General features: G+C 38.9%; 20 protein-coding genes and 1 pseudogene. 4 read left to right on the top strand and 17 right to left on the bottom strand.

The window, feature by feature from the left end:
• Nucleotides 1–30: 30 nt before the first annotated feature.
• Nucleotides 31–1,149 (bottom strand): NAD(P)/FAD-dependent oxidoreductase, encoded by a 1,119-nt coding sequence (locus tag ACX9YW_RS15705; protein WP_460348061.1) that lies wholly within the window; start codon nt 1,147–1,149, stop codon nt 31–33.
• 119 nt (nt 1,150–1,268) lie between these two features.
• Here ACX9YW_RS15705 and ACX9YW_RS15700 point away from each other — a divergent pair, with 119 nt between their 5' ends.
• Nucleotides 1,269–1,658, top strand: a complete 390-nt coding sequence (locus tag ACX9YW_RS15700) for a DoxX family protein (protein ID WP_460348059.1) — start codon at nt 1,269–1,271, stop codon at nt 1,656–1,658.
• 39 nt (nt 1,659–1,697) lie between these two features.
• Here ACX9YW_RS15700 and ACX9YW_RS15695 read toward each other — a convergent pair whose 3' ends face one another.
• On the bottom strand, nt 1,698–2,714 hold the full coding sequence (locus tag ACX9YW_RS15695) for a VanW family protein (RefSeq protein ID WP_460348057.1): 1,017 nt from the start codon (nt 2,712–2,714) through the stop codon (nt 1,698–1,700).
• Between the two features lie 304 nt (nt 2,715–3,018).
• On the opposite strand from ACX9YW_RS15695, the gene ACX9YW_RS15690 reads away from it, so the two are divergent.
• On the top strand, nt 3,019–4,509 hold the full coding sequence (locus tag ACX9YW_RS15690) for a peptide MFS transporter (RefSeq protein ID WP_460348055.1): 1,491 nt from the start codon (nt 3,019–3,021) through the stop codon (nt 4,507–4,509).
• 93 nt (nt 4,510–4,602) lie between these two features.
• Here ACX9YW_RS15690 and ACX9YW_RS15685 read toward each other — a convergent pair whose 3' ends face one another.
• Together ACX9YW_RS15685 and ACX9YW_RS15680 are read right to left on the bottom strand one after the other, a co-directional pair.
• A complete protein-coding gene (locus ACX9YW_RS15685; RefSeq protein WP_460348053.1) occupies nt 4,603–5,463 on the bottom strand; it encodes an EamA family transporter in 861 nt (286 codons plus the stop codon).
• A gap of 77 nt (nt 5,464–5,540) precedes the next feature.
• Nucleotides 5,541–5,936 carry a VOC family protein gene (locus ACX9YW_RS15680; protein ID WP_460348051.1) on the bottom strand — a complete coding sequence of 132 codons (396 nt, stop codon included), beginning with the start codon at nt 5,934–5,936 and terminating at the stop codon, nt 5,541–5,543.
• 137 nt (nt 5,937–6,073) lie between these two features.
• Between ACX9YW_RS15680 and ACX9YW_RS15675 the strand changes: the two genes are divergently transcribed.
• The gene (locus ACX9YW_RS15675) at nt 6,074–6,523 is read left to right on the top strand and encodes a nucleoside deaminase (RefSeq protein ID WP_460348049.1); all 450 of its coding nucleotides are present in this window, start codon (nt 6,074–6,076) and stop codon (nt 6,521–6,523) included.
• A 102-nt stretch (nt 6,524–6,625) separates the two neighbouring features.
• On the opposite strand, the pseudogene ACX9YW_RS15670 reads toward ACX9YW_RS15675, so the two are convergent.
• The 7 genes and pseudogenes from ACX9YW_RS15670 to ACX9YW_RS15640 form a co-directional block, all read right to left on the bottom strand.
• Nucleotides 6,626–7,792 (bottom strand): annotated as a pseudogene (locus ACX9YW_RS15670) (sulfite reductase subunit alpha); the annotation flags it as partial.
• 246 nt (nt 7,793–8,038) lie between these two features.
• Nucleotides 8,039–9,430 carry a HAMP domain-containing sensor histidine kinase gene (locus ACX9YW_RS15665; protein WP_460348047.1) on the bottom strand — a complete coding sequence of 464 codons (1,392 nt, stop codon included), beginning with the start codon at nt 9,428–9,430 and terminating at the stop codon, nt 8,039–8,041.
• Nucleotides 9,427–10,107, bottom strand: a complete 681-nt coding sequence (locus ACX9YW_RS15660; protein WP_460348045.1) for a response regulator transcription factor — start codon at nt 10,105–10,107, stop codon at nt 9,427–9,429. Before ACX9YW_RS15660 ends, ACX9YW_RS15665 begins: the two co-directional genes overlap by 4 nt.
• A 3-nt stretch (nt 10,108–10,110) precedes the next feature.
• Entirely contained in the window at nt 10,111–10,800 is a 690-nt protein-coding gene (locus ACX9YW_RS15655) for an ABC transporter ATP-binding protein (RefSeq protein ID WP_460348043.1), read from the bottom strand.
• Nucleotide 10,801: 1 nt separating this feature from the next.
• On the bottom strand, nt 10,802–11,836 hold the full coding sequence (locus ACX9YW_RS15650) for an ABC transporter permease (protein ID WP_460348041.1): 1,035 nt from the start codon (nt 11,834–11,836) through the stop codon (nt 10,802–10,804).
• 119 nt (nt 11,837–11,955) lie between these two features.
• Nucleotides 11,956–12,606: a response regulator transcription factor gene (locus ACX9YW_RS15645; RefSeq protein ID WP_460348039.1), complete on the bottom strand. Its 651-nt coding sequence runs from the start codon at nt 12,604–12,606 to the stop codon at nt 11,956–11,958.
• Between the two features lie 31 nt (nt 12,607–12,637).
• Nucleotides 12,638–13,759, bottom strand: coding sequence for a sensor histidine kinase (locus ACX9YW_RS15640; protein WP_460348037.1), 1,122 nt, complete (start codon nt 13,757–13,759; stop codon nt 12,638–12,640).
• A gap of 220 nt (nt 13,760–13,979) precedes the next feature.
• On the opposite strand from ACX9YW_RS15640, the gene ACX9YW_RS15635 reads away from it, so the two are divergent.
• A complete protein-coding gene (locus ACX9YW_RS15635) occupies nt 13,980–14,486 on the top strand; it encodes a cytochrome c biogenesis protein CcdC (protein ID WP_460348035.1) in 507 nt (168 codons plus the stop codon).
• A 72-nt stretch (nt 14,487–14,558) separates the two neighbouring features.
• On the opposite strand, the gene ACX9YW_RS15630 is transcribed toward ACX9YW_RS15635, so the two are convergent.
• The 6 genes from ACX9YW_RS15630 to ACX9YW_RS15605 are packed head-to-tail and all read right to left on the bottom strand — an operon-like array spanning nt 14,559 to nt 20,457.
• The gene (locus ACX9YW_RS15630; RefSeq protein WP_460348033.1) at nt 14,559–14,927 is read right to left on the bottom strand and encodes a DUF3899 domain-containing protein; all 369 of its coding nucleotides are present in this window, start codon (nt 14,925–14,927) and stop codon (nt 14,559–14,561) included.
• 27 nt (nt 14,928–14,954) lie between these two features.
• Nucleotides 14,955–16,571 carry a peptide ABC transporter substrate-binding protein gene (locus ACX9YW_RS15625; RefSeq protein ID WP_460348031.1) on the bottom strand — a complete coding sequence of 539 codons (1,617 nt, stop codon included), beginning with the start codon at nt 16,569–16,571 and terminating at the stop codon, nt 14,955–14,957.
• Nucleotides 16,572–16,594: 23 nt separating this feature from the next.
• Nucleotides 16,595–17,548 (bottom strand): ABC transporter ATP-binding protein, encoded by a 954-nt coding sequence (locus ACX9YW_RS15620; protein WP_460348029.1) that lies wholly within the window; start codon nt 17,546–17,548, stop codon nt 16,595–16,597.
• A gap of 2 nt (nt 17,549–17,550) precedes the next feature.
• The gene (locus tag ACX9YW_RS15615) at nt 17,551–18,564 is read right to left on the bottom strand and encodes an ABC transporter ATP-binding protein (RefSeq protein WP_460348027.1); all 1,014 of its coding nucleotides are present in this window, start codon (nt 18,562–18,564) and stop codon (nt 17,551–17,553) included.
• A gap of 13 nt (nt 18,565–18,577) precedes the next feature.
• Nucleotides 18,578–19,525 (bottom strand): ABC transporter permease, encoded by a 948-nt coding sequence (locus ACX9YW_RS15610; RefSeq protein ID WP_460348025.1) that lies wholly within the window; start codon nt 19,523–19,525, stop codon nt 18,578–18,580.
• Entirely contained in the window at nt 19,525–20,457 is a 933-nt protein-coding gene (locus ACX9YW_RS15605; RefSeq protein WP_460348023.1) for an ABC transporter permease, read from the bottom strand. The genes ACX9YW_RS15610 and ACX9YW_RS15605 overlap by 1 nt, the downstream gene beginning before the upstream one ends.
• Nucleotides 20,458–20,612: the final 155 nt, after the last annotated feature.

Below are 20,612 nucleotides of genomic sequence, written 5' to 3'. Positions count from 1 at the left end.
TAAAGCATGTGGGGACAGTCCCCACATGCTTTAAAGTGCTAAAGCGGCAGCTACATCATAGTTTCCAGGATCTAGTTCGGTTTGTTCTCCAAGTACTAGTTTGGCTAGTTCAGCACCGAGGTATGGGCCACTGGTTAGTCCTGAGGCACCTAGTCCGTTAGCTAGAAATAAACCTGTAAATCCCGGTACTGATCCAAATATCGGGAGAAATCCTGGAGTAAACGGACGAAAACCAACTCTTGTTTCAAGGATACTCGCTCCTGCCAAGCCAGGAGCAATCTCGAGTGCTTTGGCTAATACTTCATGGACACCACCAACGGTAACACGACCATCAAAACCTGCTTCATCTTCGTGGGTGGCACCGATTACCACTCGTCCAGTTTCAAATCCCAATAAATATTGGTCATTAGGTGGCATTACAACTGGCCAATTCCCTGTGTCCTGATCCTGCACCTCTAAATGAACAATTTGTGCCTTTTGAGGTTTTATGGAAAAATTCAGGCCTAGAGGGTTTAAGATTTCTGTAGCCCAAGCCCCCCCAGTCACAATGACTTTGTCTGCTTGTATCAATTCATCATTTAACATGATTCCTGTAACAGCAGAATCAGGAGCAACAACACTAGCCGAAGCCTCTATAATCAATTTAGCACCGTTTTTCAGCGCCCCATTCACTAAAGAATCGCGCATAGCCCGACCATTCACTCGTGCTCCACCACTTACATAAACCGAGCCATATTCAGAGGTTAATGGCGGAACCAACAAGTTTGTTTCTTCTGGAGTTAAAATTTTTATATCTCCGATTTCAGGAGCATCCTCCCTACGTTTAAATGCCCGCTCCGCCATTTGCTCCAGTTTGCTTCTGTCCTTATGAAGGCTGATGGCTCCTACTCGCTTATAGCCCGTATCCGTTTCACCATCTTCTCTTAGTTTTTCAACTAACAGCGGATAATACCGTGCCCCACCTTTTACAAGCTCATACCAAGCTTTGTTTCGGCGCTGAGATAGCCAAGGGCATACAATCCCGGCAGCGGCATCTGTTGCTTGCCCCCGATCTCCTCTATCCACTAACAGCACATCTCCTCCAGCCTTAGCAAGATGGTAGGCAGTCGATGCACCTAAAATCCCAGCCCCAATAACAACTACTTTCATATAAAGCACCTATTTCCTATTAATTTATCTGCCTATATCATACACCAAAATAAAATTGGTAGGAAATAGGAGAGTGGTGACAGGCACCACCGTTGTCATAGTCTGTCCATTTCATTCATATGGTTTATAAAGGGGGGATTATCATTTATTCGTCGTTTTCCATTATGAAGTTGTTGCGTTATGTGGTTGCGTATGTGTATATTACATCTGGTTTAATGAAGTTGATTAGTGTGGATTTACAGAATTATTTTATGAGTTTGGGGTTACCTTCTTCGCTACATTTGATGTATATCGTAGCTATCATTGAAATTGTATGTGGGGGATTACTTATATCCAATAAATGGATAAGGCAGGCGACGATTCCGTTAATTGTGATTATGATTGCAGCAATCCTTTTAACCAAGGTCCCACTGTTACACACCGGATTTATGCACTTCGCCTTTAATGCAAGGTTGGACATTGTCATGCTTGTTCTGCTGGTTATTCTTTTTACAAATAACAGAAGATAACTAAAATATGCCCAGATGGTAGATCCAACTGGGCTTTACCTATATTTTGGTTGAATGCTCCTTGGTCGTTCTAATTTCAACTGTTAATGTTCCGTCTTTTACAATTGCCTTGATTAATAATGGTATCCCGGTTGTATTTTCAAACCGATAATCAAGACCTCCGTACGATACAGTGGCATCTCGCCCCTTTGGAACATAGCCGACACTGCCCGAATGATGATGCCATTCTACATGTTTCACGCCGAGTTGGTCAACGGCATTAAACAAGGTTGATGATGTCTGACAAATCCCTCCACCAATTCCTTCTACCAGTTTCCCATTCAAATACTCCGGTGCTGGCTGGTAACCATGAGCTGCATCGCTTGGACCAACTGTCGTATTAAATGAAAAGATGTCCCCTGCCCCAATAATCACATTGTTGATGGCCTCCGCAGACAGTTCAATATTCTTTGATCTTCCTGTAACTGAGCTATTAAACTGGGTTGTAAATTTAGCCACTACTTCCTCATCTAAAATTTGCGTTTCTTCCGGTTTATAGCCGCTTTCGGTTACATAAAGAGGAAGTACCACAATTCCGCCTTTTTCTGAAGAACTCAACAATTTATCAATTAACTCTTCTTCCTCTAATATTATCCTAGGGCTACCTTTGATAATTTGACCGTTTGCACCGATTCTATCTGGTATCATCCTTTGGTCATAGCCTGTTGTTTTGTCTGTTCCGCGAGCAATTTCTTTAACCCATTTTTTTAGTTCAGCGCGATATGCATCTTTATTTGTTTCCCAACCCATTGCTAATGGTTCAAAAGTTTTAATAACTTGTTTTGTGGCTGGGTCTACGACTGACACAATAACGGGTTCTGTTTCCTTCATCACTTCTTTACTTGCCTCATATTTTTGAATCGCCTCTTCCTTCGCTTTCCTTTCAGCTTCTAACTGCTTTTCGAGCTTGGAAATTTGGTCCTCCAACTTATCTATTTTGGTTGTATTTTCTGAGCAACCGGTCAGTCCGATTAAACCGACAGCTAATACTGAATAAATCCATCCCTTTTTCCCCATTGTTCTCCCATCATTTCAATTAAATTTTCACTTCACCTCATTCTATTCGTGGGGAGATTGACATATGCGACAAAATCACTAAAAAGCCAGTAAACAGCATAATTCATTTTTCTAAAATATTATATTAATAAAATTATTTATATTTTTTAATCTATTCAAAATACATTTTCTTCTTGAGAAAAAATGTTTAAAACCTTGATTTCTCAACACACTTTAATACATATTTTCAATTTTACCAAAAATAACTTTTGACATACTTTTACTATTAAAAGTATTATGGAATAGTTAAAAAGGAGGAAGCAACATGTCAAACATTAATAGACAGAAAATTGTGGATAGTGTGCCTCAGAAAGGATTTTTTGGACATCCTAAAGGATTATTTACTTTATTCTTTACTGAGTTCTGGGAGCGTTTCTCTTACTATGGAATGAGAGCCATTCTTGTATTTTATATGTATTATGAGGTGTCTAAAGGTGGACTAGGGATTGACCAGAATCTTGCGCTCTCCATTATGTCCATTTACGGTTCACTCGTTTATATGTCCGGAGTTATCGGCGGTTGGCTAGCAGACCGGATATTTGGTACTTCGAAGGCCGTTTTTTACGGTGGAATTCTGATTATGATAGGTCATATTGTTCTATCCGTTCCGGGAAGCTTCACTATGTTTTTGATTTCAATGGTATTAATTGTTTTAGGTACTGGGCTATTAAAACCAAACGTGTCTACAGTTGTTGGAGAATTGTACAGTGAACAAGACGAACGACGTGATGCTGGTTTTACGATTTTCGTAATGGGTATAAACATGGGGGCATTCTTTTCCCCATTAATCGTTGGATCTGTAATGGACTATAGTTTCCACTTAGGTTTTGGAATTGCTGCTATCGGGATGTTTCTAGGATTAGTTATGTTCATGCTAACTAAAAAGAAAAATCTAGGTTTAGCTGGAACAGTGGTTCCTAACCCATTAGATCAAAACGAAAAGAAAAAGGTATTTACTATTATTGGTTTAGTTATTGTTGTGCTTGCAGTAATAATTGCCATTTTAATTTCAACAGGAATGCTCACCTTTGGTAGATTTATTAATTTAGTAACGGTTCTAGGTATTTTGATTCCAACCGCTTACTTCTTCGTTATGTATCGCAGTCCAAAAACAACTGCGGTTGAGCGTTCACGAATTATCGCTTATATCCCGCTATTTATTGCATCAGTTATGTTCTGGGCCATTCAAGAGCAAGGTTCTACGATCTTGGCAAGCTATGCGGATAACCGTACTCAATTAGATTTTGCTGGAATTCATATCTCACCTGCTTGGTTCCAATCCTTAAATCCATTATTTATTATCATTTTAGCGCCAGTTTTTGCTTGGATGTGGGTTAAATTAGGTAATCGACAACCGACAATTCCACAAAAGTTTTCTTTAGCGCTATTATTTGCTGGTATTTCATTTATTGTTATTTTATTACCAGGATATCTTGGCGGGTCGGATTCATTAGTAAACCCATTATGGTTAGTACTTAGCTACTTAATCTGCGTATTTGGGGAATTATGTTTATCACCAGTTGGGTTATCAGCAACAACCAAACTTGCACCAGCAGCGTTCTCAGCACAAACGATGAGCTTATGGTTCTTATCTAGCGCAGCTGCTCAAGCCATTAATGCTCAAATCGTTAAATTCTACTCGGTGGATACTGAAATAACCTACTTTGGCGTCATTGGTGGAGCTTCGATTGTACTAGGAATTATCCTTTTCATCATCTCACCAAAAATCCAAGGATACATGAAAGGCGTAAAATAAGTTTAAATAAAAAGGACAACTCCCTAAGGAATTGTCCTTTTTTGTAGTTTTACTAAAAGCTCTACAAAGAACTAATTTCCTCGTCCCTTTTCACTACCATATTAACAAAACAGTTCCTATAGTTATGACAATGCCACCAATAATCGTATGCTTATGCACCTTTTCCTTTAAAAAGATAAAACTCAATACCATCGTCAAAACCACACTAAATTTATCAATCGGAGCAACAATCGATACTTTTCCCATAGCGATCGCCGCAAAATAGCATAACCACGATAACCCAGTTGCAACTCCCGATAAGATTAAAAATAGATAACCTTTCTTTGAGATCCGTTTCATATCCTTTTGAGTCCCTTTAAAAAATACAAGCACCCACGCAAAAATCAAAATGACAATCGTTCGCAAAAAAGTAGCTAGATTTGAATCGACATTCTCCATTCCTATTTTCGCTAAAATCGATGTTAATGCCGCAAAAACTGCCCCTATAATGGCATACACAATATAAATTTGCGAGCCGGAAAGTCGTTTCTTTTCTTCATTTTTTCCAATTAAAATAAAGGTTCCAATGGCAATGATTGCTCCTCCAGACAAAACCAAAGAATTCGCTGGCTCACCTAGGAAAAATACAGAAAAAGCAATCGTCAAAACTATGCTTGCCTTGTCGATGGGTACTACCTTTGATACATCTCCAATCGCCAAGGCTCGAAAGAAAAAAAGCCAAGAAAATCCAGTCGCCAATCCTGAGAAAAAAATAAACCAAAAAGCACGAATTGATATTTGTGTAATCATATCAAGTTGGTCCGTTAACAACACAACAAAAAATGCCATGATTAATACAACTACTGTCCGAATAGCTGTAGCTAAGTTTGAATTAACATTTTCGATGCCAATTTTGGCTAAAATGGCGGTTAGCGAAGCAAAAAGTGCCGCTAATAAAGCTAATACTATGCTCATTTATTTGCTTGCTCCTTCCAAAAAAATTAGCTCAGTTTATAACTGAGCCAATAGATTTATTAGTTCAACCAATTATCCTATTGCGCATTCGCATCCGGCTGATGAACCCCAAAGACATTTCCTTCAGTATCTAAATAATATCCTTGCCAAGCCATCCCTGGAAGGGCGTGCTTAGCCAATGCCACTTGACCGCCATTTTCAAGTATTCTGGCTTCGGTCGAATCATAATCTTCGACGCCCATTGTACAAGCAAACCCATTCATGGCTTGCCCAGGTTCTGGGGCAGGACCTTGACGCTGCATCAACGCACCGTTAATTCCAGGCGTATTTTCATCACCGGTTACTGCTCCAAAGTACGGCATGCCGGCATACTCGCTCCAATCCTGAAACGTCCAACCGAATACCTCACCGTAAAACTTCTTTGCCCGTTCCATGTCACTAACGTGGATTTCAAAATGAATTAATCTACCCATGGTTCTCCTCCGATTTTCCCAAAATATATTACTCTTAATTCTTCTGTAAGATGTTCTAATTCCCCTCCTATTATCGGGTCTAATTTGGTAAAATATTCGAAAGCCTTTAACATTCTTACATATATGGAGGAGTCAACATGAACAAATTTATGGAAAGAGCAATAGAATTAGCCGTTAACAACGTTAAAGAAGGTGGACAGCCATTCGGTGCAGTCCTTGTGAAGGATAATCAAATGATCACGGAAGGTGTAAATGAATTGCATAAGACATTTGATGTTAGTGGACATGCCGAATTACTCGCCATTAGAAGGGCACAAGAACATTTACAAACAAATAATTTATCTGGCTATACCATGTATGCTAGTGGTCAACCATGCCCAATGTGTCTAACCGCGATGTATTTCGCTGGAATCGAAGAGCTGTATTACTGCCAATCAGTGGAGGATGCTGTTGAGGTAGGATTAGGACGGTCCCAATTTATTTACGAGGAACTAAAAAAGGAGAAAGCCGATCGAACGATCAAAATGACTCAAATGCCACTAAATGAAAAACAAGAAAATCCAATGAAACTTTGGAAATCGCTTTAGCGCTTTAGCGCTTTAAAAGATTCAGGGACTGTCCCCACACGCTTTAAAGCACTAAAGCATGTTTAAAATAAAAGGGCTGACATTTGTCAGCCCTTTTCTTTTTTAGTATACGTCGCGTTGGTAGCGTCCTTGTTTTTGTAGGTCTTTTAGGTATGCTTCAGCATCTTCGCGACTCATTGCGCCTTCTGTTTCAATTACGCTAATAAGTGCATCGTTGACGTCTTTTGCCATCCGCTCTTTATCTCCACAAATGTAGAAGTTGGCACCTTTATCAAGCCACTCAAAAAGCTCTTTGCCGTGCTCGAGCATTTTATGCTGAACATAAACTTTTTCAACACCATCACGGGAGAATGCTGTATCAATTTTTGTTAATACACCATCCTGTAGGTATTTTTCCAATTCATCCTTGTAAAGGTAATCAGAAGCTTCATGCTGGTCTCCAAAGAATAACCATGCACGACCAGATGCTTTTGTAATCGCACGTTCCTCGATAAAAGAACGGAATGGAGCAATCCCTGTTCCTGGTCCAACCATGATAATATCTTGATCCCCTGATTCCGGTAAATGGAAATGTTTATTGGCTTGAACAAATACCGGTAGTGTATCCCCTTCAGCCACACGTTCTGCACATTGTACAGAGCAAACCCCTTTGCGGTCGCGGCCATGTGCTGTGTAACGAACAGCACCAATAGTTAGATGCACTTCTCCAGGATGAGCTGAAATGCTGCTAGCAATCGAATAAAGACGTGCCGTCATTTTTCTTAACATATTAACAACATCTTGTGCCGTTGCTTTCCAAGGACCAAAGTCGCGTAACATATCAAGTAAATCGCGGCCATAGCAGTATTCTTTCAGTTGTGCTGCATTTTCGACTAATAATAGCGTTTTCAATTCTTCATTATCTGTAAACTCAGCTGCCTGTTGCAAAATCTTTTTTGAGATTAAGGTAATTTCGAAGTAATTAGTTAAGGCTTCCTTCAGCGTAAGTGTTTCCCCTTGTTTTCCAACAGTAACAACCGTTTCTCCATCCCACTGCATTACCTCAAGAAGAGAAGCCACAAGTTCAGGATCGTTGGAAGGAAGAATGCCAAGAGCATCACCTGGGTTATAAGAAAGGCCTGAACCTTCTAATGAAAACTCGATATGTCGAGTTTCTTTACTGGAACCCGCCCCGTTTAAATTAATATTTTTAAGGATTTTCGCCTGAAACGGATTAGTTCTTGAATAAGTTGGAGCCGGGTTTTCCTTTTGGGTATTATTGGAATTTTCCAAAGTGGTTTGCATGTTGTTTACCTCCAAAAGTTATATATAATTAGCATAACACTGTAACAGGAGAAAGGATGTGAACTTTTTCTCACAAATTAAATAATTTAATCCCATGTCTAACAGTATTACCCAGAAAAGCGTCATTTCCAACCTCTATTTTAACATTTACTTCCTTGGAATGAAATCCACATAGTCGAATATTGTCAATAAAATATAGCACCTACCCCATGGTAAGTGCTCCATTCAAATTCATCTCCAACTTCTATCTAATGGCAACTCCACGATAAAAATGGTCCCTTGATTTTCAATACTGGTCACATTAATCTGGCCCTCATGAAGTTGGACGATTGTTTTTATAATGGCTAAGCCAAGACCAGTACCTTCGATTGTTCTTGAACGAGATTTGTCCACCCGGTAGAAACGATCAAATATCTTTTCTAATTCAGTACTACTCATCCCTATTCCCGTGTCCTTCATTGTCACAAAAACCGATTGTCCTCTTTCCTCCATCGATATGTCAATACTACCATTTGGATGATTATATTTAATTGCATTCGATAAAAGATTATCCCAAACCGTATATAACAAGGATGGATCACCAATCATCTCGATATCGGCCAAGGAGTAACTTAACATAATCCCTTTTTCACTTACCGCCCATTGATAATTTCGAACCAGTTCCTTTATTTGCGCTCCAAGGTTAAACGGCTGTTTCTTTAAAATATTCTCATTTCGATCTAAAGACGCGAGAAGCAATAATTGTTTAGTTAAGTTCGAAAGCCTTTGAATCTCACTATTGATAATGGAAACGTACTGTTTCTTTTCTTCTTTATTTATGGAGTCATTTTCCAACAAATTTGTATAGCCCTTTATATTAGACAATGGGGACTGTATATCATGTGAAATATTGGAGATAAATTCCTTTCTCATGTCATCAATTTGCTCTAATTCTTTGGCCATTTTTAAAAAGCTATGGGATAATTCACCAAGCTCATCACGGCGCTTCGTATTCAGCTTTACCTTATAGTTACCTTTTGACAACAATTTTGTTGCCCGGGTAAGGTTGGATATCGGTTTTACTAAATAGTTTGTATTAATAATGACCATAACCATCGTTAATGTAAACGATAATACCATGATCCATCCAAATAAAACATGCATCTCGCTAAAAAGAAATTTGATGTCCGGTCTGATAAAAAGGGCAAAAGTTTTCCCATTATGTTGTAGAGGAACACCAATACTATTCTCCAGTTCGTTGGCAAAAAAACCTGTCACAAAGGTTTTTTTCGGGTAATGTAGGATGCCGTGGTATATATCCCCTCCCAATACTTGCTTCTCTGCCCTTGTTGAAAGACTTTTGTCTCTAAACGTTTGACCGAAAAATAATCGGTTACCATATTGATCAATAAGGCATATCTGATATCCAACTTCAGAGATGCTAATTAAATACTCAGTCAAGTTAGCCTCTGGATGTCTCTCGGCAAAAGAAGCAATATCGAGGGCAACTTCGGTATTTTTTTTATCATTAAGAGGCTTTATTTTTTGTTGATAGTACCAATTTGAGGCAATAAAAGCCAAGACAAAGCTGATGAACATCATTCCAATTGTGATGACTATAAATTTCACATAAAGTGTTTTCATTTACCTTTGGCCTCCAGTAAATAGCCAACACCTCTGACTGTTTTGATTTGGAAATCATCCGTTAATTCAGAGAACCGCTCCCGCAATCTTTTAATATGGACGTCCACTGTTCTCTCGTCTCCTTGATAATCCAACCCCCAGATTTGCTCAATGAGATGCTCCCTAGTAAACACTTGCTTAGGATTAGCAATTAGATAGGATAATAGTTCAAATTCCTTTAAGGGTAAAAGATAGGTCCGTTTGCCAATCTGAACCTCATAACTCTTTTTGTTAATCGTTGTTTGACCAACCCGTAATATGAATTCATCCTCATGATGATCGTATCGCCTCAATAGCGCTTTTATCCGGTAACTTAATTCCTTAGGCTCGAATGGTTTAACTAAATAATCATCCGTTCCTGCTTGGAATCCCAGTTCTTTATCTTCGATTTGACTTCGTGCTGTTAAAAGAATAACAGGAATTTCATAAAGCTTTCTTATTTCTTTCGTCAGTTGGTATCCATCCATATAGGGCATCATCACATCCACTACCGCTAAACCACAAGTTTCCCTTTTAAGTATTTCTAATGCTTCCATCCCGTTTTTTGCTGGAAAGACATGATAGCCTTGTTGCGATAAATGAATTTCAACTAGTTTTAATATATTTAAATCATCATCCACGATTAAAATATTTGTCATCAATCATTTCTCCTGTATTTGTAAAATCTGGCCATCACTCATTTTTATGATTCGATCCACAAATGTTAGCATTTCTTGATCATGTGTGACGATTAGAGTTGAAATGTTTAACGTTTTCGTTAGAATTCGCATTAAGTTCATCACATCTTTAGATCTTTTTGAATCTAAACTCGCTGTAGGTTCATCCGCAAAAAGAACTTTAGGTTTGTGGATTATAGCGCGGGCAATGGCCACTCTTTGTTTTTCTCCACCCGATAATGACGACGGATAAGCTTTTTTCCGATGTTCCATTTCAACCAATTCCAAAATGTAGTCAATCTCTCGCTTTTGTTCTCGTTTGTGTAGCTTCGATTCAGAGACTTCCAACATAAGCATCAACTGTTCTTCTACGGTAAGAAACGGAACGAGATGGGCGAATTGAAAAACGAATCCAAATTTTTTGGCTCGGATTTTTCGAACTTGTTCTATATTTAGTTTTGCGATATTTTGGCCTTCAAAAATAATTTGTCCATCAGTTGCAGATTGAAGCCCTGCGGCTATCGTCAAAAGGGTACTTTTTCCGGATCCAGATGCGCCAACTAATGCGGTTACTTCTCCTTCTCTAAGAGAAAAATTTACCCCTTTTAAAATTTCTTCTTCCACTTCGCCGTTTGAAAAGGTTTTTTTTACATCAGTAATGGTAAATAGGATCATTTTATACCTCTCCCTGCTGAATCGCTTGTAATGGTTCAACTTGTTTCATTTGCATACCCGAAATGGTAGCTCCAATAAATCCAATCAATAAAAAAGTGAGCGATAATTGTGTGACCGTTTCAAAAGTTAGACTGAAAGGTAGCCCTTCTGGAGCAACCCTATTAAAAACCTGACTGACGGCAACGGACAAACTAAGGGCGATCACAGTGATGAAAACCATTTGTACCCACATCATTTGAAACAAGGCACTGGTTTTGACCCCGATTGCTTTAAGAATACCGTATAATCCAATTTTTTGGACATTCATCATATAGAAAAAAATCGCAAACAGCATTCCGCTAATAACCACTAGAAACCAAACAATCATATTCAGAGACATTTGTTCTGCTTTATAGCTTGAAATCGTGTTTAGGAATTGCTTTTTTGAAAACGATTGTAAACCTGAGATTTCTAGGGCGGAGTCTTTATCAGGTATAAAAAGCAATTGCATTTCACTAGCCCGATAAATTGCCTTGTAATCTTCTCTATTGATATAAGCAACCGGTGCATGACTGTATTTACTTTTTTCAACAAAACCTTTTACAAAAAATGATTGATTTGATTGATTGTTCATCAATGTGTCTCCCACTTTTATACCGTCATTTTTTAGGGAACTATCCAAAACAATTGAGCCTTTTTCAACCTTTGTGAACATCCTCGAATCGGTTGATGTGACAAAGGCGACACTCCTTTGCTTCCCATCCTGATCATTTACAAATCCCATCTGGATCGAAAATGCCACTGCATTTCGGTGTTTGCTTAAAAACTTCTCCTCGGTTCCTCTATCTATTGTGGACAAATTATGAGTTTGGTCCGCCTCTTTGGTCATATAAAATTGGCCTTCCGGCAAGTTTTTGATTAAAGCCGCATTATCCTGTGATAATCCATTTGCCAGCCCTGATATGATAAAGGTTAATAAACTGACGAGAAAAACAATTGAGCCTAAAATGACAAATTTACCTTTATTTTTCTTCATTTCTTTCCATGCCATGTTCATCTTCATTCCTCCAATCTTGTAACAGCTTTAGTATAAGATTGGAATATGAACTAGATATGAACAAGATTATGAAATCTGGCAAAACAAAAAGCCCATTCCGTTAGAAGGGCTCTTGTTCCTTAATGTTTATTTTGAAAATATAACACCAGTTCAGTGCGATTGTTAAGTTCGAGCTTATCAAGAATCCGGGAGATATAATTTTTCACTGTACCTTCCGTTAAAAATAAGCTACTGGCAATTTGTTTATTGCTTTTTCCCTCCATAACGAGTTCGACTACCTCGATTTCTCTTGCCGTCAATACGTTATCCAATTGTTCCTTAACCTTGTTTTCACTTGTAGGAAAATGATTCATCGCATGCAACACTTTGGAGATTTTCGAGCTCACTTCTGAGTGAAGCAGCATGACCCCTTCACAAACTGCCTTAATTGCTTTGATAATCTCCTTAGAATTGGAGTCTTTGAGAATGTAACTATCTGCCCCATATTTGAGTCCATTAAAAATGAACTCATCTTCATTAAAAGTCGTTAAAATAATTACTTTTACACTCGGATAGGTCTCCTTCACAACCTTTAACGCCTCTATCCCATCCATTACTGGCATCCGAATATCCATAAGAATGACATCAGGAAGCTGCCCGGTCAACAAGCCAAGCAATTCTTCACCATTTTGCGCTTCACCGATAATCTCAATTTCCTCATGTAGGCTCAAAATCATTCTCAGACCTTCTCTAACCATTGCTTGGTCGTCAACAATCATAATTTTTGTCATCTCATACATCTCTCGCTTACTGGCATATTTTTTATGCAGGGATTTCAGCTACTACTTTAAAGCCATGACCATTCTCTGAGGTAAAACTTACCCTTCCATTCATTAAGGCAATACGATCTTCAATTCCAAGAAGACCATTGGATTTCTTGATTTGCCCACAGCCTTGGCCATTGTCTTCCACTACCACACTAACCTTTTCTCCATACTTGCTAATCGTGATGGCAAACTCCTGTGCCTTGCCGTGCTTTAAACCGTTCGTCACTGCTTCACGCACGGAAATATAAATACAATTTTTCATATCTTGATGGCATGATTCCACAGCTTTATCAAAATTCAAACTAAACGATAATTTTTCGGAAGTTTGCAAGCTTTCAATCATGTCACCCAGTAATTCCTCAAGCTCGATTTGGCTGGTGACCGATTGATCTTTTAATACAGCGACCGCCTTACGAAGCTCCTTTATCGATTTTTGTGAAAAAAGATGCGCCTTCGAAAGGGCTTCACTCGCCTTTTCTGGATGAGTCTCAAGCGTATTTTCAGCAAATTCCAAATGCATCCGTAAAGCAATAAGAGAATGCCCAATTGAATCGTGCATTTCCTGTGCGATTCTCGTCCTTTCCTTAGTTATAGTGACTTCTTTCAATTTGGCATGCACCTCTGCCAATTCAGTACTTAGCAATTGTCCTTTTTGCCTTTCTATACTAATTTCCCGAAACAAATAGACTAATAACAACGTAGCCAAATAGGAAAGTAAAGCATTTTGAACGTCCGTTTTGGCCATGTACACTGCAGTCATATAAACAAACATATGAAAGCCTACAATTATAAAGAGGATCTTTCTACCGGTTAAAAAAACCTCAACAATCGGATAAATAAAATAAATACTTATTGCACCAATGTCAAACAGCTCCAAGTAAATACCAGTTGCGGCAATATTAATAATCATCGAGACTATGTATAAAATCCTATGTCGTTCCCTTAAACGATAGTAGGTTCTTAACAGATCATTCCCTTGCATTAGCACAATGCCACCTATCGCAAACGATTTCATTTCCATCGAAAGACTAGCGTAGGTCACAATTTCATACATAATGATAGAAACAAGCACCGCTTTCAAGGCCCACACCATTTTCATAGACTTGCTGCTCAGCATGGGCATCACCTCCAAAGCTATATAATTATGCTCATTATACTATGCCGTTTCTGGAAAGAATAGGTTACAAAGTTAATTCCTAATAGTGACTAAAGTAACATGAAAACTGTTTACCATGGTTACTATTTTTAGTCTAACAAAGGGGATAAAATCAAAGTGTAATCGAAAAACGAGACTAAATCGTCTTAACCATACACTAAAGAATAAAGGGGAATATAAAATGAACGGATCAAATGGATCAATTATTTTCGGTATTATGTTTTTAGTTTTCGGACTGATTATTTGGAGACGAATAAAGGAAAGTCATCGACCAATCAAAGGGTCGGGGATTAGAATCCTACTCCCAATCCTTTCTTTAGTACCGGTGCTTTATATTTTTTCACAACCTCCTTTACAATTAACCATTTGGGAAATTGGTGTAGCCGCTTCGCTTGGGGTTTTGCTAGCCATCCCGCTAGTAATGACGACTAACTATGAAATTCGCCAGGACGGACAAATCTATGCACAAAAAAATAAATCCTTTTTTATCGCATTAGTCGCCGTTTTGGCCATTCGAATCGTAGCTAGACAGTATATTTCCGAAATGGACCCTGCAAGTTTATCCATGCTTTTCATTACAGTCGCTTTTAGCTATATCACTATTTGGAGAACTGCTTCCTTTGTGAAATTTAAAATGGTAAAACAGTCACATGCTATTGATAAAGTCATGATACCAATAAAAGCATAATTGTAAAAAGCCATTCGTGTTTAAAAAGGGAAACACAAATGGCTTTTTTATAAATTTGGTTAAACCACACTATTATAGGGACAAAATAGTTGAAATGAGTAGTAGTCCTGTTCCGCCACCAAGTGAATAGACCATTATTTGAAACGTAAAACACTCCTTCCATTGAATAATCTCTTCATTGGCTGCCATCTGTTTATCAATTTCCAACATAGCTGTTGACCTTTTCATCATTACTCCTTTTATTTTCGTAAATCCTGATAAAAACAGATCCAAAAATCCGCTTCTAGCTACATAAAGGACAGCACCTAGAAGTAATGTCATTAAGCCGGTTAGAAAGATTTTATCTATCAGAATAGTAGATTGGAAGTTATCATAACCAAAGGTGCTCATTATCCCAAAAGCAATCATAACCAACAAAACAGAGCAGAGATACTTTTTCAACGTTTATGTCTCCTTTAAATAAATTCCCTATTCCTTTGTTGAGAATCGGAAATCAGGGTTACTTAGTGGATCAAATCGAATCCCTTTTACATTACTTTTTACTAATGAGTTTTGTGAAGAGAAGTAAATCGGAATGATTGGCATGTCCTCCATTAGTACTGTTTCTGCTTGATGCAATAACTCAAATCTCTTTTCTTCATCTTGTTCAATTAAGGATTGCTCTAATAACTGATCAAATTCTGGGTTTACCCAATTCGTAAAGTTACTGGAGCTTTTGCTGCTATAGAGATTTAATACTGGGTATGGATCAAGGAAGTCTCCAACCCAGCCCATTCTTGCGATTTGGAAATTCTTTTGTTTAAAGGTGTCAATATACGTTTTCCATTCTTGGTTTTCCAATTCTACCGTTACACCAAGGTTTTCTTTGAACATTTCTTGTAGTGCTTCTGCAATTTTCTTATGGTTGCCTTCTGAATTATATTTTAAAGTAACAGTAGGTAGCTTGGACCAACCTTCTTCCTTTAATCCTTCTTCTAGCAATCTCCGAGCTTCTTCTTTATCAAATTGATAATATTCATCTGCATCATCTCTGAAATCATTTCCCGTTGGGGCTGGTACACCGTATGCTACATAACCGTATGCAGGCTTTTCTCCACCTTTTGAGATAAACTCTGTGATGGCTTCTCGATCAATCGCTGAGGCAAAGGCTCTTCTGATTTTCGCGTTGGTAAATGGTTCTTCTTGGACATTGAATGAGTATGTGTAAACACTGAACGAAGGATTGTTATGGTATTCCTCGTTGTTTTTTTCCTGCTCAATCGCATCTGCTTGAATCGATTTAACTAAATCAAGCTCCCCCGATTTGTACATTTGATATTCGGTTGTCGCATCTGCCACCATTTTGAAGGTGACTTTATCCATGGTGATGCTTTCGTTATTCCAATAAGACTTACTTTTTTCAAGAACTAGTTCATTATTGTGATCCCATTTCGCTAGTGAGTATGCTCCATTTGTTACAACTGTTTCTGCATCAGCAGCCCAGTCCTTATTCGCTTCCACAACCTTTTGGTTTACTGGCAGGAATCCTTGGCCAAGTAGTACCTTAGGGAAAAACTTGATAGGTGTTTTTAATTCAACTACTAGCGTTTGATCATCTGTTGCTTTAATTCCTACTTCATCAATACTACCTTTTCCAGTGTTATATTCTTCAGCACCTTTAATATAGTAGAAACTTGAAGGGTCATAGGCAGCTGTCTCCGGATTTAACACACGTTTCCAAGCAAATTCAAAATCTTTAGCTGTTAACAGTTCATCATTTAACCATTTTGCTCCATCACGAATCGTGAATGTGTACGTTTTTCCATCTTCAGAAACGTCTACATTACTAGCCGCTCCTTCCACAATATTTCCTTCTTGGTCATATATGTATAACCCTTCATACAGATTATCAATGACCCAAAAAGAAGTAGTATCGGATGCGAAGGCTGGATCGATTGTATAAGGCTCCCCACCAAGATTGAGCGTTAGCTCTTGTGCAACATTTTCTTTCTTATCTCCACTGCTTGTCTTGCCCGCTTCTTTACCACTGCATCCTGCAATAATTAATACAAATAGTGTAAAAATGATCAATGAAACTTTTTTCATCGTTTGTTCCTCCCAATCTCTAATTAAAATAAATGACAAGCTACCCAGTGTTCCGCCTTTATTTCCTTCCATTTCGGTATCTCTTCCCCGCATTTCTCCATTGCCTTGGGACATCTCGTTCGAAACGGACACCCAGACGGTGGATTTAATGGACTAGGTGGATCACCCGAAAGCACAATTCGTTCCCGTGTCCCCCTTAATTTCGGTTCCGTAACTGGAATGGCCGATAATAACGCATGTGTGTAGGGATGAAGTGGATCTTGGAACAATGTATCACTCGTGGTGAGCTCCACCAATTTCCCCATATACATCACACCGATACGATCACTAATGTGTTTGACCATCGCTAAATCGTGGGCAATGAATAAATAAGTAAGCTCCTGTTCCTTTTGCAGGTCTTCGAGAAGATTAATCACCTGTGCCTGTATTGAAACATCTAGCGCCGAAATCGGCTCATCTGCTACGATAAAGGAAGGGTTAAGTGCCAATGCCCTTGCAATTCCGATTCTTTGGCGTTGCCCCCCACTAAATTCATGAGGAAATCGCTTCGCATGGTCAGCATGTAAACCAACCTTTTCAAGCAATTCAACGACTCTCTCTTTTCTCTCCTTTCCTTTTAAAAGCTTATACGCATCAATCCCTTCAGCAATAATGTCGCCAACTTTCATTCTTGGGTTGAGAGAGGCTGTTGGATCCTGAAAAATCATTTGCATTTGCCTACTCAGCTCTTTTTTCTTTTTTCCGTTAAGATTTGAAGTATTTTCGCCGTTAAAAAGCACATTCCCAGAGGTCGTTTCATAAAGACCGACAATTGTTCGTCCAAGCGTAGACTTCCCACTGCCACTCTCCCCGACTAATCCGAGCGTTTCTCCTTTTCGAATCGCAAAGGAAATTCCATCAACCGATTTCACGGTTTTTTTGGCGCCGATTTTAAAATGCTTTTTGACTTCCTGGACCTCTAACACATATTCAGACAATGTTACTCCCTCCCTGCTGCGATCAATTCTTCAGTTTTTGGTGCTCTGGAATCATTTAGCCAGCAACGAGCCTGATGATGTTCCGAGAACACTTCACTCCCCGGCATATGTTCGAGACAAACTTCCATCGTATAAGGACAACGGGCTGCAAATGGGCATCCTTTAGGAGGGTCAAAAAGATCAGGTGGAGAGCCTTCAATCGGAATCAATCTTTCCTTCTCACTACTTTCTAACTTTGGCACTGAATTTAATAAGCCCCAGGTATAAGGATGTTTCGGGCTTTCAAATATCTCTTCCACCCTTCCACTCTCAACGACCACACCTGCATACATAACAGCTACTCGGTCCGCCACCTCGGCAACGACACCTAAATCATGGGTGATAAGCATAATTGATGTGTTTCTTTCTTCCTGTAGCTTTTTTAATAAATCTAAAATCTGTGCCTGAATCGTCACGTCCAATGCCGTCGTCGGTTCATCCGCAATAATCAGTTCAGGATTGCAGGCTAACGCAATCGCAATCACTACCCTTTGCCTCATACCACCACTAAACTCATGAGGATACTGGGAATAACGACTGAGTGCATCCGATATTCCAACAAGTTTTAGCAACTCAATTGTTTTTTGTTTGGCCTCTTTCTTTGACAACTTTTGATTTCTAATTAAGACTTCATCAATTTGACTGCCAACTTTCATCGTTGGATTAAGAGATGTCATCGGATCTTGGAACACCATTCCAATCTCAGATCCACGGATATTCCTAAAATCCTTCTTGTTAAACTTCGTTAAGTCCTGCCCTTTAAAAAGAATCCTGCCCTCTTTCACTCGTCCATGTGGGGAAGGAACCATCCCCATGATTGCCTGTGCCGTTACACTTTTGCCACATCCGCTTTCCCCTACAACAGCAAGTGTTTCCCCACTCTTAACATGAAAAGAAACACCTCTTAAGGCATGGATTTCACCGCTTGATACTCGGAAAGATACCTTTAAATCTTCTACTTCCAATAAATGACTCAATCAACAAACCTCCTTACTTATTGGATTTAGGGTCAAGTGCGTCCTGCAAACCGTCTCCAAAAGCATTAAATGCAAACATCGTTAGTGAAATCATTAGTCCTGGAAAAAATAATCTCCACCACTGACCACTGAGAATAACTCCTAAAGAATCATTTGCCATCGTTCCCCAACTGGCTGTAGGTGCTTGGACACCCAATCCAAGAAAGCTTAGAAACGACTCTGCAAAAATTGCCGAAGGGATCGTAAACGTTAAATTAACAATGATAATCCCCATCATATTCGGCAGTAGGTGCCTGATTATTATTTTTGCATGCGAGGTTCCGAGCTTTTCTGCGGCTAAGACAAATTCCTGTTGTTTTAATTGAAGGATTTGCCCACGGACAATTCTAGCCATCCCCACCCAACCGGTTATCGATAATGCGATAATCATCGTAGTAAGTCCCGGTTTCATCATGACCATCAATAAAATGACGACAAGTAAATACGGAATTCCATACAAGACTTCAACAATTCTCATTAAGAAATAATCTATTCGGTCTCCTGTCTTTCCGCGACCCGCCATGTAACCGGAGACTCCACCTACAAAAACACCAATAATTAAATCGATCATTGCAGCTGCAAAGCCAATCACTAAAGAGATTCTAGCCCCAGCCCACGTTCTCGCCCATACATCTCTTCCAAGATCATCGGTTCCAAACCAATGCTCACTGGAAAGCGGTAAATTCCCCTGTGTTAAATTCTGTTTGCTTGGGCTATGTGGGACCATATGTGGTCCGAAAATCGATAAAAGAATAATCACCGCTAAGAGAATAAAACCGAAAACAGCCATTTTGTTTTTGATAACTTTCCGGATGACTTCCTTACTGTAGCTCTCGTATGGCCTTCCGATTTTATCGCTTTGTAAGTTTTCTTTATTCGCTGGCCGAAAAAGATGATCTAAATTAGTTTGTGGTTGGCTCATTAGGAGTCACCTCCGCTTGCGATTTTAATACGTGGATCGATAACTCGATACAGTAGATCAATAACAAATAAAGTAACGATTAAAATAGCACTATAGAAAATCGTGGTACCTAGAATAACTGGATAATCACGGTTAAAAATACTATCCACAAAATACTTCCCGATTCCTGGAATCGCAAATATTTTTTCAATCACAAACGTTCCGGTTATCACTGCCGCAAACAATGGACCAATGAATGATATCACCGGAATTAACGCATTTCTCAAGCCATGTTTGATAACGATTTCCCAAGTATGAAGACCTTTTGCCTCAGCTGTTTTAATAAAATTTTGATTAAGAATATCAATCATGCTCGCCCGGACAAACCGAGTAATAATCGCAATCGGACTGACTGCTAAAGCAATGGTTGGCAAAATCGAGTGACTCCATGTTCCCCAAGCAGCTACGGGTAAAAGTCCCCATTCAACAGCGAAGTACTTGATTAATAGGGGAGCCAGTATAAAGCTTGGAAGGGATATTCCGATGATGGCAATAAACATCGACGCATAATCCAATAGGCGGTTATGATTTAAGGCCCCGATAACCCCTAGACCAATCCCCACTACAATCGCAATAATAAGAGATTGAATTCCTAATAAAGCAGAGGGTCCAAAACCATCGGCAATGAGAGTGTTGACATCTCTCGTTTTGGATTGAATGGATGGACCAAGATCCAATTGCACGAGATTCTTTAAATAGAGAAAATATTGGATCGGTAACGGTTTATCCAGATTATATTTCTCTCTCATATTCTGGACAATTTCCTCCGGCAAAGATTTTGCATCGGTTGCAAATGGATCTCCCGGAATCATATGCATAATCACAAAAGTTAAGGTGACAATGATCCATAATGTGACAATCATCGTAAAAAGTCGCTTAAGTAGGTATGACATATTACGAAATCTTCCTCCTTTTCCAAAATCATATGTATTTTTAAACAATCAAAAACACCTAGTTAACATATCGTTTTACTTAGTTTTAGAGTTTAGCAGTGCTATTTGACTCTACGAACCCCCGTAAAAAAGAAAAAGCCTCACAACCATAGATA

The organism is Pseudoneobacillus rhizolycopersici, from assembly GCF_054786815.1.
The sequence above is the reverse complement of the archived record's forward strand: the minus strand, read 5'-3'. Positions and strand labels throughout refer to the sequence as shown.

What these genes read in the sequence shown, in the direction of transcription:
- ACX9YW_RS15705 (WP_460348061.1), bottom strand. Translation starts at nt 1,149, where the DNA reads ATGAAAGTAGTTGTTATTGGGGCTGGGATTTTAGGTGCATCGACTGCC.
- ACX9YW_RS15700 (WP_460348059.1), top strand. Translation starts at nt 1,269, where the DNA reads ATGGTTTATAAAGGGGGGATTATCATTTATTCGTCGTTTTCCATTATG.
- ACX9YW_RS15695 (WP_460348057.1), bottom strand. Translation starts at nt 2,714, where the DNA reads ATGGGGAAAAAGGGATGGATTTATTCAGTATTAGCTGTCGGTTTAATC.
- ACX9YW_RS15690 (WP_460348055.1), top strand. Translation starts at nt 3,019, where the DNA reads ATGTCAAACATTAATAGACAGAAAATTGTGGATAGTGTGCCTCAGAAA.
- ACX9YW_RS15685 (WP_460348053.1), bottom strand. Translation starts at nt 5,463, where the DNA reads ATGAGCATAGTATTAGCTTTATTAGCGGCACTTTTTGCTTCGCTAACC.
- ACX9YW_RS15680 (WP_460348051.1), bottom strand. Translation starts at nt 5,936, where the DNA reads ATGGGTAGATTAATTCATTTTGAAATCCACGTTAGTGACATGGAACGG.
- ACX9YW_RS15675 (WP_460348049.1), top strand. Translation starts at nt 6,074, where the DNA reads ATGAACAAATTTATGGAAAGAGCAATAGAATTAGCCGTTAACAACGTT.
- ACX9YW_RS15665 (WP_460348047.1), bottom strand. Translation starts at nt 9,430, where the DNA reads ATGAAAACACTTTATGTGAAATTTATAGTCATCACAATTGGAATGATG.
- ACX9YW_RS15660 (WP_460348045.1), bottom strand. Translation starts at nt 10,107, where the DNA reads ATGACAAATATTTTAATCGTGGATGATGATTTAAATATATTAAAACTA.
- ACX9YW_RS15655 (WP_460348043.1), bottom strand. Translation starts at nt 10,800, where the DNA reads ATGATCCTATTTACCATTACTGATGTAAAAAAAACCTTTTCAAACGGC.
- ACX9YW_RS15650 (WP_460348041.1), bottom strand. Translation starts at nt 11,836, where the DNA reads ATGAACATGGCATGGAAAGAAATGAAGAAAAATAAAGGTAAATTTGTC.
- ACX9YW_RS15645 (WP_460348039.1), bottom strand. Translation starts at nt 12,606, where the DNA reads ATGACAAAAATTATGATTGTTGACGACCAAGCAATGGTTAGAGAAGGT.
- ACX9YW_RS15640 (WP_460348037.1), bottom strand. Translation starts at nt 13,759, where the DNA reads ATGCTGAGCAGCAAGTCTATGAAAATGGTGTGGGCCTTGAAAGCGGTG.
- ACX9YW_RS15635 (WP_460348035.1), top strand. Translation starts at nt 13,980, where the DNA reads ATGAACGGATCAAATGGATCAATTATTTTCGGTATTATGTTTTTAGTT.
- ACX9YW_RS15625 (WP_460348031.1), bottom strand. Translation starts at nt 16,571, where the DNA reads ATGAAAAAAGTTTCATTGATCATTTTTACACTATTTGTATTAATTATT.
- ACX9YW_RS15610 (WP_460348025.1), bottom strand. Translation starts at nt 19,525, where the DNA reads ATGAGCCAACCACAAACTAATTTAGATCATCTTTTTCGGCCAGCGAAT.
- ACX9YW_RS15605 (WP_460348023.1), bottom strand. Translation starts at nt 20,457, where the DNA reads ATGTCATACCTACTTAAGCGACTTTTTACGATGATTGTCACATTATGG.